This is a genomic window from Micromonospora sp. ATLC16 (genome assembly GCF_057196645.1).
Genome location: NZ_JBXUOW010000025.1, coordinates 62,983 through 76,810, shown reverse-complemented (window position 1 = coordinate 76,810; position 13,828 = coordinate 62,983). Strand labels below are relative to the sequence as shown.

The window sequence follows — 13,828 nt, the reverse complement described above, 5'->3', positions numbered from 1 at the left end:
GCCCTGGCCGCCGCGAAGCGCGCCGGTGCCGGCGGTGGCGGCGGCAACCTCGCCGCTTCCCTGCGTGGCACCGACCGCGCCGCCGACAAGACGCACGCCGCCGCCCGTGCCGCGGCGGCGAAGATCAGCGATCGAAAGCTCCGGAAGGCGCTGCTCACCCAGATCGAAGCGGCACAGCGACGGTACGACTCGGCGGCCCGGGCCGCCGACCAGGCGGTACGGGAGGTACAACGCGGCGTCCGGAGCCTGAACTCCGCCGTCGGCGCGCTCGCCACCGCCCAGCGACTTCAGGCCCAGCAGGCGTACGACCTGGCCAAGACGACCGTCGACGCGTTGACCCTGCGTGCGCCGATCGCCGGGGTCGTGCAGCCGGGCGGAGTGAGCACCGGCGGTGGCTCGGCGGGGGCGCTCGCCGGGCTGCTGGAGTCGGGCGGGATGCCAGCGGGGATCGACCCAGGGGCTCTCGGCGCCCCGGCCGGCCCGCCGCCCGGGGTGGACACCGCGGTTCCGGTGGGTGGTCGGGTCAGCGCCGGCACCCCGGTGCTGACCGTGGTGGACACCCGCGACCTGGGCCTGCTCGCCGAGGTCGACGAGACGGACGTGCTGCTGGTCCGGCCCGGACTCACCGGCACCGTCGAACTGGACGCCGTCACCGGCGCCACCTACGAGGCCACGGTCCGCTCGATCGACATATTGCCCACCACGTCGGCGCGGGGCGGGGTGAGCTACCGGGTCCGACTCGCCCTGGGCGCCGGCCGCTACGGCGAGGCCGAGCCGGCACCCACCCCGCGCCCGGGCATGAACGCGGTGCTGCGGCTGCGGGTCCGGGAGGAGGCGGACGCGGTGACCGTGCCCGCGTCGGCGCTCTTCTCGGTCGACGGTCGGGACACCGTCTGGCTGGTCCGCGACGGCCGCGTCGACCGGGCGGTGGTAACCGTTGGCGTGCAGGGCCAGGACCTGGTGCAGATCGTCAACGGGGTGCAGGCCGGAGACCGGATCGTGGTCCGGGGTACCGACCAGATCCGCGAGGGCCAGGAGGTCGGGTGAGCCGGGCGCCGGCGATCGAGGCGTTCGACGTTTCCCGGACGTACGAGTTGGACGGGGTCTCCGTGCCCGCCCTGCGGGGTGTGTCGCTGACCGTCGCGGCTGGGGACTACGTCGCGTTGATCGGGCCCTCCGGGTCCGGGAAGTCCACGCTTATGCATCTGCTCGGCGGTCTGGACCAGCCCAGCGGCGGCCGGCTGGTCATCGGTGGCCGGGAGGTGGGCACCCTCTCCGCCCCGGAGCTGGCCCGGCTGCGCAACGAGACCATCGGCTTCGTGTTCCAGGCGTTCCACCTGCTGCCGCGTACCTCGGCCGTGGACAACGTGGCGTTGCCACTGGTGTACCGGGGCGTGGGCGCGCGCCAGCGGCGTGAGCGCGCCGCCGCGATGCTGGGCCGGGTCGGCCTGGGGCACCGGTTGCACCACCGGCCCAACCAGCTCTCCGGTGGTGAACAGCAGCGGGTCGCCATCGCCCGGGCGCTGGTCACGGACCCGACGGTGCTGCTGGCCGACGAGCCGACCGGCAACCTGGACAGCAGCACCGGCGCCGCCGTGCTGGAACTGCTGGAACGGCTCAACGTCGAGTCCGGGGTGGCGCTGGTGATGGTCACCCACGACGCGGAGGTGGCGGCCCGGGCCCAGCGACGTGTCGCGATGCGGGACGGGGTGGTCGTCGCCGACAGCGCGGCCACCTCGGGCGGCGGCGGGGCCGGCGCGTGAGGGTGGCCGAGGCGTGGCGGGTGGCGTGGGACGCGCTGCGTGCGAACCGGCTGCGCAGCGCCCTCACCATGCTCGGGGTGATCATCGGGGTGGCCTCCGTGGTGCTGCTGGTGGCCATCGGTACCGGCACCAAGCAGCGGGTGGAACAGCAGGTGGAGGGGCTCGGCTCCAACCTGCTGCTGGTCGTGCCGGGACGGCTGGACGTGGGCAGCGCGCCGGCGCTCTCCCCGCTCACCCTCCAGGACGTGGACGCCGTCGGCCGGGTGGTCGGTGATCCGAGCCGGGTGGCCGTGACGGTTGCCTCCGGTGCGACCGTGCGGGCCGGCAACCGGGAGGACTTCACCACCGTCCAGGGGGTGCTGGAGACGACTCCCACCGTCTTCGCCCGGGAACTGGGGCGGGGGCGCTACCTGACCGGATCCGACGTGGACACCGGCCGGCGGGTCGCGGTGCTCGGCGACTCGGTGGCCCGGTCCCTCTTCCCGGACCGGGAGGCGGTCGGCCAGCAGATCAACGTGGCCGGCGTCCGCTTCCGGGTGATCGGCGTCTTCGTCCCGCTCGGGCAGAGCCTCGGCGTCGACCGGGACGACGAGGTGCACGTACCGGTGACGGCGGCGCAACGCCTCTACGGCACCCAGCGGGTCGACGCCATCGCGGTGAAGGCGCCGGACCGGGAACGGATCGACGAACTGGGCGAGCGGATCGTGGCCGAGCTGAACGGTCGGCATCCAGGTACCGAGTTCAGTGCGGTCACCCAGGAGCAGATCCTCGGTGTGCTGGGCGACATCCTCGGCATCCTGACCGGCGTACTGGCCGCCATCGCGGGTATCTCGCTGCTGGTCGGCGGGGTCGGTGTCTCCAACATCATGCTGGTCTCGGTCCGTGAGCGGACCCGGGAGATCGGACTGCGCAAGGCGGTCGGCGCCCGTCCCCGGGACATCGGCGTCCAGTTCCTGCTGGAGGCGGTACTGCTGACCACTGTCGGTGGACTCACCGGGATCTCCCTCGGGGTGGGCGGCGCGCTGCTGGTGGCCGCCCTCTCACCCATCCCGGCGGCGGTGACCTGGTGGTCGCTGGCCCTGGCGTTCGGCGTCTCGGCAGCGGTCGGCATCGTCTTCGGGGTGGTGCCCGCCCAGCGGGCCGGTCGGCTCGACCCGGTGGTGGCCCTGCGCACCGAGTGACATCCCCGATACTCGCGGCCGATGTTGATCGTTGCCGAAAGTCTGGGTACGGCACCCGACCAGGGGTTTTTCGTGGCCAGGCCGGGCCGATCCATGATCAGTTGCAGGAAGGGATCGCGCCGGTCACAGCCGTCCCGCTACCGTACTGGTAACACGCGCGTCGCCGGCCGCGCGGGAGGACCCGTGTGGCGGCCCGCGCCGGGCATGGGATGGGTCGGGTGAGCCATGGCCGGGTCGCAGTCCGACGGTCGGCTGTCGGAGGTCAAGTTCCTGACCGTCGCGGAGGTGGCGACGGTCATGCGGGTGTCGAAGATGACGGTCTACCGCCTGGTGCACAGCGGTGAGTTGACCGCCGTACGGGTGGGCAGGTCTTTCCGGGTGCCGGAGCATGCGGTGCACGAGTACCTGCGCGGCGCCTTCCAGGAGACCGCCTGACCCTGGTGCCGCCGGGTCACGCGGGCCCGGCGGAACGGGCATCGAGCGGGGGCGCGTTGGTCCTGCTGACGCAGTCCCGCTACGCTGGACTCTGATCGTGACCGCTGGTGCGCTCCGCCGCCCATCCCGCCGGTCCGATCTCTGTCCGCAAGCGGTCGCTGACGCCACGGGTTCGTGGTGTCCTCCCGGTCGCGCCGCACGTTGCATCGAAAGGCTGTCGTATGGGCTCGGTGGTCAAGAAGCGCCGCAAGCGCATGGCTAAGAAGAAGCACCGCAAGCTGCTGCGCAAGACCCGCGTCCAGCGTCGCCGTCTCGGCAAGTGACCGATGCCGGGCCTGGTCCCGGCGTCCGTCCCTCGCCAACTGTCGACCCTCGGAGGCTCAGGTGATCAGGCCGTGGCTGCCCCGGCTCGGTCCCACCTGTCGGGGTAGGTGCCAGACATGACCCCCGGTGGCTCCCAGAGCCCTCCGGGGGTCGTCGTCGTGACCGGGGTCAGCCGCTATCTGGGCGCGCACGTCGCCGCCCGGCTCGCCGCTGATCCGCGGATCGACCGGGTCATCGGCATCGACCTGCCGGAGCCGGAGCCGGGGCCTGACATCGACGTACTGCTCGACCGGGTGGAGCGGATCCGGGTCGACGCCGGCTCGGTGGGTGGCCTCCTCGTCGACCTCGACGTGGACACCGTGGTGCATCTGGCTCTGGTCAGCTCCCCGGATCCGCAGCACGGCGGCCGGGCGGCGATGAAGGAGCAGAACGTCATCGGCACCATGCAGCTGCTCGCCGCGTGTCAGCGGGCACCACGGTTGCGCAAGATCGTGGTGCGCTCCTCCACGGCGGCGTACGGTGCCTCGTTCCGTGATCCGGCCGTCTTCACCGAGGAGACCGAGCCGCGCGAGGTGCCGCGGGGCGGCTTCGGTCGCGACATCCTCGACATCGAGGGGTACGTCCGAGGCTTCCGTCGTCGGCGCGGTGACGTCACCGCCACCGTGCTGCGCTTCGCGCCGTTCATCGGTTCGACGGCGGACACCACGCTCACCCGCTACTTCGCGCAACCGGTGATGCCCACCATCCTCGGTCGGGACGCCCGACTGCAGTTCCTGCACTTCGACGACGCGCTGGAGGTGCTGCACCGGTCGGTGGTCGAAGACCATCCCGGCACCTTCAACGTCGCGGGGCCGGGGGTGCTCGCGTTGTCGCAGGCGATCCGCCGAGCCGGGCGGGTCGCAGTGCCGGTGCTGGAGCCGAGCCTGTCCGGCGCCGTCGCGCTCGCCAGGGTGATGGGTTTCGGCCGCTACGGCCTCGACCAGGTCGACCTCTTCGTGCACGGCCGCGTGGTGGACATCTCCCGGCTGGAACGGGAGTTCGCCTTCACGCCCCGCTCGACCGCCGCCGCCTTCGACGACTTCATCCGGGCGCACCACGGGCGTGCCGTGGTGACCCGGGAACAGTTGGCCGCCGCCGAGCAGTTGGTGCTGGATCACATCCGGCAGGTGCGCGCCGCCGTCCGGGAGCGGTCGTGACCGAGCCCGAGGAGCGCCATGACGAGGGGCGCCGAGACGACCGGTACGCCGTGCCGGCGCCGGCGACCCCCGACGCGAATCCGGCACGGCGCAACGGACACCGTCCGGCGGTACCGGACCAGGCGGACGACGTCTGGGACCGCCGGGTCGCCACCGGCCTGGCCTTCCTGCGGCGACGGCTGGCCGGCGACTACGAGGTGGACGAGTTCGGCTTCGACCGGGATCTGACGTCGGCGGTCTTCCACCCGCTGCTGCGCCGGCTCTACCGCGACTGGTTCCGCACCGAGGTCACCGGCCTGGAGCACGTGCCCACCGGCGGGGCGGGACTCATCGTCGGCAACCACTCCGGCACCGTGGCCATGGACGCGTTGATGCTCTCCACCGCGCTGCATCACGAGCATCCCGAGCACCGCCATCTGCGGCTGCTCGGTGCGGACCTGGTCTTCCGGATGCCGGTGGTCTCCGAGATCGCCCGCAAGACCGGCGGCACGGTGGCCTGCAACCCGGACGCCGAGCGGCTCATGCGCCACGGCGAACTGGTCGGCGTCTTCCCGGAGGGTTTCAAGGGCATCGGCAAGCTGTACGCGGAACGCTACAAGCTGCAACGCTTCGGGCGGGGTGGCTTCGTCTCGGCGGCGCTGCGCACCGGCACCCCGATCATCCCGGTGGCGATCGTCGGCGGCGAGGAGATCTACCCGATGCTCGCCGACATCAAGCCACTGGCCCGGCTGCTCAAGCTGCCGTATTTTCCCGTGACACCCACCTTCCCCTGGCTCGGGCCGCTGGGCATGGTGCCGTTGCCGAGCAAGTGGCTGATCGAGTTCTGCCCGCCGATCCCGACGGAGCACCTGATGGATACGGCGGACGACCCGCTGGTCGTGTTCAACCTTGCCGACCAGGTACGGGAGACCATTCAGCAGACCGTGCACCAACTGCTGAGGCGTCGACCCGATCCGTTCGGTCCCTGACCGATCACCAGCGTGACCCGGGGGCCGTGCTGATTCTCCCGGCAGGCTCGCAGTGCCGCCCGGTCAGGAGCAGACGGCGGGGATCGGGCCGAGCGTGTCGCTGGTGACGGTGAGCGCCTGGGAGCAGGCGATGGCGGCGCGCATGGCGTCGGCCCGCTCGGCGACCGACTCGAGCAGCGCCAACGATTCGCTGGTGCGCACCCGGTCGATCCGGGAACCCCGGCCCTCCAGCGCGTTCAGCGAACGCCGCTGGTCGGTGAGGAAGGCGTCGACCGCGGCCAGCGCCGCCGGGTCCGAGCGCTGGGCGGCCGCTCCGGCGAGCAGGCGTACGCCCTGTCGGGTGTCCGCGTCCATGTCGTCCAAGACGGCGCTGTAGCCGCTCGGGTTGCCCCGCAACGTGGCCGCCTCGGCCAGTCGGGTACGGGCGAAGTCGAGGAAGAGTTGACCCCGGCTGATCTCGGAACTGGTGAGTGCGAGTTGCGCCCGTTCGGTGCCTCGCTTCATCCCGTACAGCGGGTCACCGGGCACCGCGTTCTCGCTGGCCGCCGAGATGCCGGAAACGGCCACCGCACCGGCGGCGATGCCGATCAGGATCGCACCGCGGGCGCGGGCCCGACGGGCGGTCACCGCGGGCAGTAGCGCTCCACGACTGGAAGCCGACCTCTCGGCGGGCCGGACGGGGGCAGGCGCACCGATGCCCTCGCGAGCAGCGGTGGCCAGCAACATCGCCCGCAGTCCGGTGCGGAATTCCGGGTCGGCCTCGGCCGCCGACGGATTGGCACCGAGGCGACGACCGAGCGTCACGAGCGGCACCAGCCGGTCGTCGTCCCTGGATCGCACGTGATGACGTCGGCCGCCGTTGGCTTCGTCGAGAAGCTGCGCGAAGCGCTCGGCGCGCCGACGGGAGAAGAGGGCGTTGTCCACCGTGGCACCTCCTCTCGCTGGTCACGGCCGGTCGGCCGCGTTCACCGCCAGCGACCGATGATCCCGTGACTGCACGGCAGAGGCCGTCGTCGGCTCCGTCGCAGATCATCCGAGGACCCCGTGGGTTCCCGACCTGTCACCGGTCGCACCCGGAGAAACGCGCCGCGCCGGGGGCGGGTTACGGCCCGGTCGGTGCCGAAATTACGCAAAGTGATCGCTGTCAGATCGCGGAGGCTCGGGAGCCGGTCGGGCTGGACGGCCGGCGTCGCGGTGCGGGCGGGTCACGGCTGGAAGCCGTCCGGAAGCAGCCGGGCCAGGGCCCGGACCGCCCGGTACTGCAACGCCTTGATCGCGCCCTCGTTCTTGCCCATCGCCCGGGCGGTCTCGGCGACCGAGAAGCCCTGGAGAAAGCGGAGCACGATGCACTCCTGCTGCTCGGGGTTGAGGCGTTTCACCGCACTCAACAGGGCGACGTTCGTGATGTGCTCCACCACCGCCGCCTCCGGGCTGCCCTCGGGACCACGATCCTCCCGATCGGCGTCGAGGACATCGCCGGTGGTCACCTCCAGCCGGTACCGGCCGGACTTGAAGTGGTCGGCGACCAGGTTGCGCGCGATGGTGACCAGCCAGGCTCCGAGGTCGCGCCCCTGCCAGGTGAAGCTGCCGATCCGCTTGAGGGCGCGCAGGAAGGTGTCCGAGGTGAGGTCCTCGGCGAGTTGTCGGTTGCCGACCCGGAAGTAGACGAAGCGGAACACCGTGTCCACGTAGCGGTCGTAGATCAGCCCGAACGCCTCGGCCTCACCGGCCTGGGCGCGTTCGACGAGGGTCCACACCTCGGTCGCCGGATCGGAGGGATCGGGGCGGCTCGGGTAACCGGTCGAGGTGCCGGTCGTCTCGGTTACCGCCGGAAGGACCGCCGTCTCGGTGGTGGACACCTCGGTAACCGGGGCATCCCCGCTGCGCCGGGCCTGGGCCGGCATCGTCGGGCGGTTCGGGGAGGCGACCCGCCCGCCGGCGGGCTTGGCGTTCCCCCCGGGCGCGGGTGGTCGATGCGGCGGCTCGTTCTGATGTGGCCGGCTGCCCACCCGATGCGCGGTGCCGTCGCCTCGAACGGCGAGGTTGGCCGACGCGTCCGGCGCGCTGTGCCCGCCGCCGCGTTCGTTGATCGGAGTGCGGGCAGCCGGACCGGTCAGGCCGACCGGACGCTCGGCGAAGCCGAAGGTGGTCATCGCGCCGCCTCCGTTCCGCCCGGGGCCGGCGGGCTGGCGACGACCGGTCGGCCGGTCGTCGCCCCGTCGGGCAGGTTGGCTCCGGGGTGTGCCGGCGGGCGGCAGATCCCCTTGAGGTGCTGGTCCAATGCGCTCAACGGCACGGGGGCCTCCTCGGGCTGAGGGGTGTCGACTCACGGCAAATGGGGTGAGCCGACCCGAGTGATGATAGGGCCAACGTCACCCGCGCGTGGCAAGTCCGTTACACAGAGCCGAAGTATTTCCCGACGTGTCGCCGACCTGGCGGACCGGTTGTCCGTCGGGTGTGGTTGACAACCGGCGGCCCGGCTGATCCGCAGTGGAGCCGTTGTTCGTGCTGGTGAGGGGCTGGATCGCCGGTCGGCTTTCCGGGCCGGTGGAGGCTGGTGCCGGGGCCGGAGCGGGACGCCTGCGACGCGTTGCCGTCGCGGCCGTGCCGCACCGTCGGTGACGTGGTCCGGTTCCGTACGCGGGACTCACCGGACCGCCGCGGTCACCGATCCGGGTCAACTCGTGGTCCGCGACGCGAATCTGTTCTTCGGATACTGGCCGGACGGCGCGGAGGCTTCGACGTGTACCCGCACGAGGTGGAGCTGGTGTTGTCGGCCCATCCGGCGGTGGCGGAGTCCGCCGTAGTGGGTGTGCCGCACCCGAGGACCGGAAAGACTGTCCGGGCGTACGTGGTGCCGGTGCCGCAGGCCACGGTGGCCGGTACCGAGCTGATCCCCACCGCACGCGTAATCTGGCCAGATTCAAGTGCCCAGACCCTGCTCGGTACGACGGAGGAGACCGATGCGTGAACCCCGCCTGACGCTGATCACCCGCCCCGGCTGTCACCTCTGCGAGGACGCCAAGGCGGCGCTCGACCGGGTGGTCGCGGTCACCGGCGACCGGTGGACCGAACGGGACGTCAGCGGCGACGTGGAGCTGGAACGTGAGTACGGCGACCGGCTGCCGGTGGTGCTGCTCGATGGTAGGGAGCACGGCTACTGGCGGGTCGAGGAGGAACGGCTGCTGCGCGACCTGACCACACCGCAGCTCTGAGCGGATCAACGGCTGCCGACCGAGGTGACACCTACTGCCGGTCGCTCTCGACGAGACAGCTCCCTACACCCCGCTCAGCGAGGCAGCTTGTCTCGGAGGTCTTCGACGCGGCGATCGAGCCGGTTGACCGCGTCCTCGTTGTTGAGGAAGGTGGTGATTCCGGCAGCGAACGCGAGGGCTACCAGCACCGCCAGGACGCTGAGGATGAGGCCGCCGATCGCGAGCCCGCGGCCAGTGATAGCGGGTTGTCGGGACATGCGCATGCCGATGACGGCGAGGATGATGCCCACGATCCCGAGTAGAAGTCCGACCGGTGACAAGATCACGGTGAGGACGCTGATCAGGGCGGCGACTCCGAACACGAGCGCGAATGTGGCTGCCGCGCTGGTCTTGGCAGCCGGTTCGGAACCGCTGGTCGGCTGAGGAATGGGGTGGATTGGTCGGTTCGCATCCGCCGGTGGGTTTGACGTCGCCATGGCTACCTCATTTCTGCGCATTGGTCGCAGTTCGGTCGTGATTGCCCGATCTGTCGTCGGTTATGCCCGCCGGGCACCCTCGCCTCGACCGCCCGGGGCTGCGGCCTCGGCCTGGCACGAGGCCGCAGTGCATGGCGTGGACGTGCTCGGGTACGCGGTGGGTTGACACGCGAGAGGAAGGACGACCGATGCGACTCACTGATCAGCAGGTGCGTTCGCTGTATGGCCAGGACGTCCAGGACCAGTCGGGTGCCAAGATCGGTAAGGTCGGCCAGGTATGGGCCGACGCCGACGGGTATCCGATGTGGGTCAGCGTGAAGACCGGCGTTATGGGTCATCACGAGTCGATGGTTCCGCTGGGTGACGCGCGGATGCAGGACGGGCGGTTGGCGGTCGCCTACGACATGGGGACGGTGAAGAGCGCTCCCACCGTGCAGCCAGATACCGACCGGCCGCTGAACGCCGAACAGACCGCGCAGTTGTTCGCGCACTACCGGATTCAGCAGCAGGCTCCGCAGCGCGCTGGCGATGTGATTCGCTCGGAGGAGCGGCTGCGCGTCGGCACGCAGAGCCAGCCGGCGGGCAAGGCGGTTCTGCGCAAGTACGTGGTGACCGAGGACGTGCACACCACGGTGCCGGTCGAGCACGACGAGGCCTATGTGCAGCGCGAGCCGATCACCGCGGCGAATGCAGGCAACGCCCGCGCCGACATCGGCGAGAGCGAGCAGGAGATGATCCTGCGTGCCGAGCGGCCGGTGGTGGGCAAGGAGCAGGTGCCCGTCGAGCGTGTCCGTCTGGCCAAGGACGAGGTGGTCGAGGACCAGCCGGTCGATGAGCGGGTCCGGCATGAAGAGGTCGAGGCGAACATCCCGGAGCCCAGCCGCCGACGGCGGTAACGAGCTCCAGGCCGGCAGCCGCGACACGCGTTGCCGTGCTCGAAGTTCGCTGGGGGCGGGCGGGTCGCGAGGACCCGTCCGCGCGTCCTTCCTTGCTTACGTTATCGGGACCGGCGGCGTCGGTAGGCAACGGCCGCAAGAGCGGCGGTCGCGCCGGTAGCGGCGAGCACCGGTACGGGTTTCGCCCGTATGGAGGTGCCGACCTTGGTGGCTAAGGTGCGGGCCGAGGTGACTAGAGTCGATTCGGCCTTGCCGGTGGTCTGCGCACCGGCCTTCACCGTGCTGCTGGCCTGTTGGGCTTTCTGCGCGGCTGGCTTGGCAAGCCGAGAGGTCTTCTGGCTCAGCGTACGGGTCAGCTGCGTGGCTGCGGCCTTCGCCGACTGGCCGGCCTGGGTGACCCGCTGGCGGAGACCGCCGACGGCAGTGGTGGCCTTGGTGCGCGCACGGGTCTTGACGTCGGTCTTGGCTGCCAGGGCGGCTACGGTCTCGCCGAGTTCAGCGCGGGTCTGTTGGATGTCGTGTCGAGTCTGGTCCGGGTTGCTGCCTGCGGCTGGCGTGCTCATGGCTGCCTCCGGGTCGATGCGCCGCGTATTGTCTCGGCGTCGGCTCGCACACTGTCCCTGGTCGCTGTGGGAGTGACGGGCATGGCCTTCTGGACCTGCTTTTTGCCGCGTTGCGCCGCGATCGCGGCGGCGATGGCGAGGATCACCGTGACGATCAGGGCGGCCACGGCGTCGGGCATGATCGCGGCCAGGGCCAGCACGATTGTGGCCACGGCGGTCAGGCCGGCGAAGAGCCCGAGCATCGCACCGCCCCCGAGCAGTCCGGCCCCGACCCCGGCCCGTTTGCCCTTGGCGGTCATCTCCGCCCGCGCCATCGTCAACTCGTCGCGCACCAACCGGGTGATTTGTTCGGTGGCCCGCTGCACCAACTCGGCGACCGGTGTGTCAGCAGACGCCGAACCGCGGTCGCCGGTAGAACGTTCCGCCATCAGTACTCTCATCTCTGTCACACGCCGCAGTGGTCTGAGGCGCTGCGCGGGTCAGCCGTGCTGCGCTGCCGGTGCGCCCGCAGGCTCCTGAGACGGGGCGTCGAGACGGCCGCCCAGAGACGGACTGACGCTCTCGTCGAGCCATGCAGCGACGTCACCCTCCGAGATGCCCTCGTCCGGCCGACGACGTCGCAGCGCGAGCGTGCCCGCCGCTCCGGTCAGCGCCCCTGCGGCGAAGGCAACAATGAGGGCTTGCCGCGGGGGGAGCCCTTTCTTGCGTGCCATGACTACTCCCTGAATCCAACGTGGCTGCATAGTGCTGATTATCGGACTCGACCGACGATCCCGCGCACCTAATCGGCGCACTTACATGAAGGTGAGCGCCACCTGCGTATCGCCCGCTGTGAGCCGCGCATTTCCTCCTACGCAGCCGCGGCGGTGAGGGAAACTGGGACCACCAGCGGCGGTTTGCTTGTTCGGTGTCCTTCGGACCACGCACGGATCGCGCGCCTGCCTTTCACGGCAGGGCCGACCAGTTGATCGACGTGGCTTACGCAAGGGGTGGCGACGGTGAGTGATACAGACCTTGGTGTCCAACGTGAGCGGGGCAGTGAGTACGCCGACCTGTCGCGCATGGTCCGAGGCGCGGGCCTGCTCGACCGACGGCCCGGCTACTACGCCATACGGGCGACGACGGTGCTGGGTTGCCTCGGCGTGGTAGGCGTGGTGTTCGTCCGGCTCGGATCGTCGTGGTGGCAGACGGCTACCGCGGCCGTTGTCGCGGTGCTGTTCGCGCAACTGGCGTTCCTTGGCCACGACGCCGGGCACCGGCAGATCTTCCGCTCCCGCCGCGCGAACGACGTCATCGGACTCATCTGCGGCAACCTGCTTACCGGAATCAGCTACGGCTGGTGGGTCGACAAGCACAACCGCCACCACGCCCACCCCAACACCGAAGGCCACGACCCCGACATCGTGGTGGCCCCGCTGTCCTTCACCCCGCGCCAGGCCGCGACGCTGCGCGGCCTGCGGGCGCTGTTCGTCCGCCACCAGGCAGCACTGTTCTTCCCCCTGCTCATGCTGGAGGGCCTACACCTGCACGTCAACAGCGTCCGGGCAGTTGTCGGTCGCGGCAGGCTCCGACACCGACCCGCCGAGGCAGGTCTACTCGGCCTGCACCTCACCGCCTACCTCACGGCCGTGTTCCTAATCCTGAGCGTTCCGCAGGCAATCGCGTTCATCCTGGTCAATCAAGCCCTCTTCGGCCTCTACCTGGGCAGCTCCTTCGCCCCCAACCACAAGGGCATGCCCATCCTCACCGAGGCCGACAACCTCGACTACCTACGCCGACAGGTCCTCACGTCCCGCAACGTCCGCGGCGGCCGGCTGCTCGACACACTCCTCGGCGGGCTCAACTACCAGATCGAGCACCACCTCTTCCCCAGCATGCCCCGACCCAACCTGCGTCACGCCCAGCCACTCATCCGCCAATTCTGTAGCGACCACGACATCGCCTACCACGAAACACCTTTGATCCAGTCCTGGGCACAAGCGCTGGCCCACCTCCGGGCAATCGGCACCGGACGAACCAGCGACTGAGACGGACTCCGCAGAACCCGCACCGCCGCTGAGACCTGGCGCCCTCCTGCCGCCGGATAGGGTGCGGCGATGACCTCTGCGAGCCCTCATCTGGTGTGGGACTGGAACGGCACCCTGCTCAACGATCTCAGCCTCGTGGTGGCCTGCACCAACGCGGTGTTCGCCAGCGAGGGCGGGCCGAGCGTCACCCCCGACGAACACCGGGTCCGGTTTCGCCGGCCGATCGCCGACTACTACGCGGAGGTGCTCGGTCGCGCGGTGGACGACGACGCCTTCAGCCGGCTGGACAAGATCTTCCACGATGCGTACCGGGTGGGTCTGAACACCTGTGAGCTGGCGCACGAAGCCGTGGAGGCGATGGCGGCCTGGCCGGGCAGCCAGTCCCTGTTGTCGATGTGGTTCCACGACGAGTTGGTACCCACCGTCGAGACGTACGGTCTGACCGGCCGGTTCGCCCGGGTCGACGGGCTGCGGGCGCAGGTGGGCGGCGACCGCAAGGCTGACTCGCTGGCACGGCATCTGGACGCGTTGGGCGTCGACGGCCGGTCGGTGGTGCTGATCGGCGACTCGCTGGACGATGCCGACGCGGCCCTCTCCGTCGGTGGCCGCGCCGTCCTCTACGCCGGTGGATTCACCGACCGGGCCCGACTGCTCGCCTCCGGCCACCCGGTCGCCGACACCCTCACCGAGGCCGTGACCCTCGCCACCGATTCCACCGCCAGGACGCGCTGATCATGAAGTTGTAGCTCGCAGAATCGGCGCTTCGGGGCGATAACCTCATGAT

At 70.6% G+C, this 13,828-nt stretch carries 18 protein-coding genes; 12 read left to right on the top strand and 6 right to left on the bottom strand.

Annotated elements, in window-relative coordinates:
• From AC2CHE_RS13355 to AC2CHE_RS13325, 7 genes are all read left to right on the top strand, one after another.
• Nucleotides 1–1,047 (top strand): efflux RND transporter periplasmic adaptor subunit (locus tag AC2CHE_RS13355; RefSeq protein ID WP_484505226.1); only part of this gene is annotated, 1,047 nt, incomplete at its 5' end.
• Nucleotides 1,044–1,763, top strand: coding sequence for an ABC transporter ATP-binding protein (locus tag AC2CHE_RS13350; RefSeq protein ID WP_484505225.1), 720 nt, complete (start codon nucleotides 1,044–1,046; stop codon nucleotides 1,761–1,763). The genes AC2CHE_RS13355 and AC2CHE_RS13350, both read left to right, overlap by 4 nt.
• On the top strand, nucleotides 1,760–2,944 hold the full coding sequence (locus AC2CHE_RS13345) for an ABC transporter permease (RefSeq protein WP_484505224.1): 1,185 nt from the start codon (nucleotides 1,760–1,762) through the stop codon (nucleotides 2,942–2,944). Before AC2CHE_RS13350 ends, AC2CHE_RS13345 begins: the two co-directional genes overlap by 4 nt.
• A gap of 225 nt (nucleotides 2,945–3,169) precedes the next feature.
• Nucleotides 3,170–3,379 (top strand): helix-turn-helix domain-containing protein, encoded by a 210-nt coding sequence (locus tag AC2CHE_RS13340; protein WP_007465625.1) that lies wholly within the window; start codon nucleotides 3,170–3,172, stop codon nucleotides 3,377–3,379.
• 221 nt (nucleotides 3,380–3,600) lie between these two features.
• On the top strand, nucleotides 3,601–3,702 hold the full coding sequence (locus tag AC2CHE_RS13335; RefSeq protein WP_007465623.1) for a 30S ribosomal protein bS22: 102 nt from the start codon (nucleotides 3,601–3,603) through the stop codon (nucleotides 3,700–3,702).
• Between the two features lie 117 nt (nucleotides 3,703–3,819).
• Nucleotides 3,820–4,899, top strand: a complete 1,080-nt coding sequence (locus AC2CHE_RS13330; RefSeq protein ID WP_484505223.1) for an NAD-dependent epimerase/dehydratase family protein — start codon at nucleotides 3,820–3,822, stop codon at nucleotides 4,897–4,899.
• Nucleotides 4,900–5,057: 158 nt separating this feature from the next.
• Complete coding sequence (locus AC2CHE_RS13325; protein WP_484505232.1) at nucleotides 5,058–5,867, top strand: lysophospholipid acyltransferase family protein; 810 nt, start codon at nucleotides 5,058–5,060, stop codon at nucleotides 5,865–5,867.
• 63 nt (nucleotides 5,868–5,930) lie between these two features.
• On the opposite strand, the gene AC2CHE_RS13320 is transcribed toward AC2CHE_RS13325, so the two are convergent.
• Nucleotides 5,931–6,791 carry a DUF5667 domain-containing protein gene (locus tag AC2CHE_RS13320; protein ID WP_484505222.1) on the bottom strand — a complete coding sequence of 287 codons (861 nt, stop codon included), beginning with the start codon at nucleotides 6,789–6,791 and terminating at the stop codon, nucleotides 5,931–5,933.
• A gap of 281 nt (nucleotides 6,792–7,072) precedes the next feature.
• Complete coding sequence (locus AC2CHE_RS13315) at nucleotides 7,073–8,020, bottom strand: ECF subfamily RNA polymerase sigma factor, BldN family (protein WP_484505221.1); 948 nt, start codon at nucleotides 8,018–8,020, stop codon at nucleotides 7,073–7,075.
• Nucleotides 8,021–8,610: 590 nt separating this feature from the next.
• Between AC2CHE_RS13315 and AC2CHE_RS13310 the strand changes: the two genes are divergently transcribed.
• Both AC2CHE_RS13310 and AC2CHE_RS13305 read left to right on the top strand, forming a co-directional pair.
• On the top strand, nucleotides 8,611–8,838 hold the full coding sequence (locus tag AC2CHE_RS13310; protein WP_484505220.1) for an AMP-binding enzyme: 228 nt from the start codon (nucleotides 8,611–8,613) through the stop codon (nucleotides 8,836–8,838).
• The gene (locus tag AC2CHE_RS13305) at nucleotides 8,831–9,082 is read left to right on the top strand and encodes a glutaredoxin family protein (protein ID WP_093403479.1); all 252 of its coding nucleotides are present in this window, start codon (nucleotides 8,831–8,833) and stop codon (nucleotides 9,080–9,082) included. The genes AC2CHE_RS13310 and AC2CHE_RS13305 overlap by 8 nt, the downstream gene beginning before the upstream one ends.
• A gap of 74 nt (nucleotides 9,083–9,156) precedes the next feature.
• On the opposite strand, the gene AC2CHE_RS13300 is transcribed toward AC2CHE_RS13305, so the two are convergent.
• Nucleotides 9,157–9,558, bottom strand: a complete 402-nt coding sequence (locus tag AC2CHE_RS13300; RefSeq protein WP_484505219.1) for a DUF4190 domain-containing protein — start codon at nucleotides 9,556–9,558, stop codon at nucleotides 9,157–9,159.
• Between the two features lie 188 nt (nucleotides 9,559–9,746).
• Here AC2CHE_RS13300 and AC2CHE_RS13295 point away from each other — a divergent pair, with 188 nt between their 5' ends.
• The gene (locus AC2CHE_RS13295) at nucleotides 9,747–10,454 is read left to right on the top strand and encodes a PRC and DUF2382 domain-containing protein (RefSeq protein ID WP_484505218.1); all 708 of its coding nucleotides are present in this window, start codon (nucleotides 9,747–9,749) and stop codon (nucleotides 10,452–10,454) included.
• Nucleotides 10,455–10,555: 101 nt separating this feature from the next.
• Here AC2CHE_RS13295 and AC2CHE_RS13290 read toward each other — a convergent pair whose 3' ends face one another.
• The 3 genes from AC2CHE_RS13290 to AC2CHE_RS13280 are packed head-to-tail and all read right to left on the bottom strand — an operon-like array spanning nucleotide 10,556 to nucleotide 11,730.
• The gene (locus AC2CHE_RS13290) at nucleotides 10,556–11,017 is read right to left on the bottom strand and encodes a DUF3618 domain-containing protein (RefSeq protein WP_484505217.1); all 462 of its coding nucleotides are present in this window, start codon (nucleotides 11,015–11,017) and stop codon (nucleotides 10,556–10,558) included.
• Nucleotides 11,014–11,445, bottom strand: a complete 432-nt coding sequence (locus tag AC2CHE_RS13285; protein WP_484505216.1) for a phage holin family protein — start codon at nucleotides 11,443–11,445, stop codon at nucleotides 11,014–11,016. The genes AC2CHE_RS13290 and AC2CHE_RS13285 overlap by 4 nt, the downstream gene beginning before the upstream one ends.
• Nucleotides 11,446–11,496: 51 nt before the next feature.
• On the bottom strand, nucleotides 11,497–11,730 hold the full coding sequence (locus AC2CHE_RS13280) for a hypothetical protein (protein WP_484505215.1): 234 nt from the start codon (nucleotides 11,728–11,730) through the stop codon (nucleotides 11,497–11,499).
• Nucleotides 11,731–12,078: 348 nt separating this feature from the next.
• On the opposite strand from AC2CHE_RS13280, the gene AC2CHE_RS13275 reads away from it, so the two are divergent.
• Entirely contained in the window at nucleotides 12,079–13,044 is a 966-nt protein-coding gene (locus tag AC2CHE_RS13275) for a fatty acid desaturase family protein (RefSeq protein ID WP_484505231.1), read from the top strand.
• Between the two features lie 69 nt (nucleotides 13,045–13,113).
• On the top strand, nucleotides 13,114–13,776 hold the full coding sequence (locus tag AC2CHE_RS13270; RefSeq protein WP_484505214.1) for an HAD family hydrolase: 663 nt from the start codon (nucleotides 13,114–13,116) through the stop codon (nucleotides 13,774–13,776).
• Nucleotides 13,777–13,828: the final 52 nt, after the last annotated feature.

Coding starts and splice junctions, on each gene's coding strand:
- AC2CHE_RS13340 (WP_007465625.1), top strand. CDS start 3,170: ATGGCCGGGTCGCAGTCCGACGGTCGGCTGTCGGAGGTCAAGTTCCTG.
- AC2CHE_RS13335 (WP_007465623.1), top strand. CDS start 3,601: ATGGGCTCGGTGGTCAAGAAGCGCCGCAAGCGCATGGCTAAGAAGAAG.
- AC2CHE_RS13330 (WP_484505223.1), top strand. CDS start 3,820: ATGACCCCCGGTGGCTCCCAGAGCCCTCCGGGGGTCGTCGTCGTGACC.
- AC2CHE_RS13315 (WP_484505221.1), bottom strand. CDS start 8,020: ATGACCACCTTCGGCTTCGCCGAGCGTCCGGTCGGCCTGACCGGTCCG.
- AC2CHE_RS13305 (WP_093403479.1), top strand. CDS start 8,831: ATGCGTGAACCCCGCCTGACGCTGATCACCCGCCCCGGCTGTCACCTC.
- AC2CHE_RS13300 (WP_484505219.1), bottom strand. CDS start 9,558: ATGGCGACGTCAAACCCACCGGCGGATGCGAACCGACCAATCCACCCC.
- AC2CHE_RS13295 (WP_484505218.1), top strand. CDS start 9,747: ATGCGACTCACTGATCAGCAGGTGCGTTCGCTGTATGGCCAGGACGTC.
- AC2CHE_RS13290 (WP_484505217.1), bottom strand. CDS start 11,017: ATGAGCACGCCAGCCGCAGGCAGCAACCCGGACCAGACTCGACACGAC.
- AC2CHE_RS13285 (WP_484505216.1), bottom strand. CDS start 11,445: ATGGCGGAACGTTCTACCGGCGACCGCGGTTCGGCGTCTGCTGACACA.
- AC2CHE_RS13280 (WP_484505215.1), bottom strand. CDS start 11,730: ATGGCACGCAAGAAAGGGCTCCCCCCGCGGCAAGCCCTCATTGTTGCC.
- AC2CHE_RS13275 (WP_484505231.1), top strand. CDS start 12,079: ATGGTCCGAGGCGCGGGCCTGCTCGACCGACGGCCCGGCTACTACGCC.
- AC2CHE_RS13270 (WP_484505214.1), top strand. CDS start 13,114: ATGACCTCTGCGAGCCCTCATCTGGTGTGGGACTGGAACGGCACCCTG.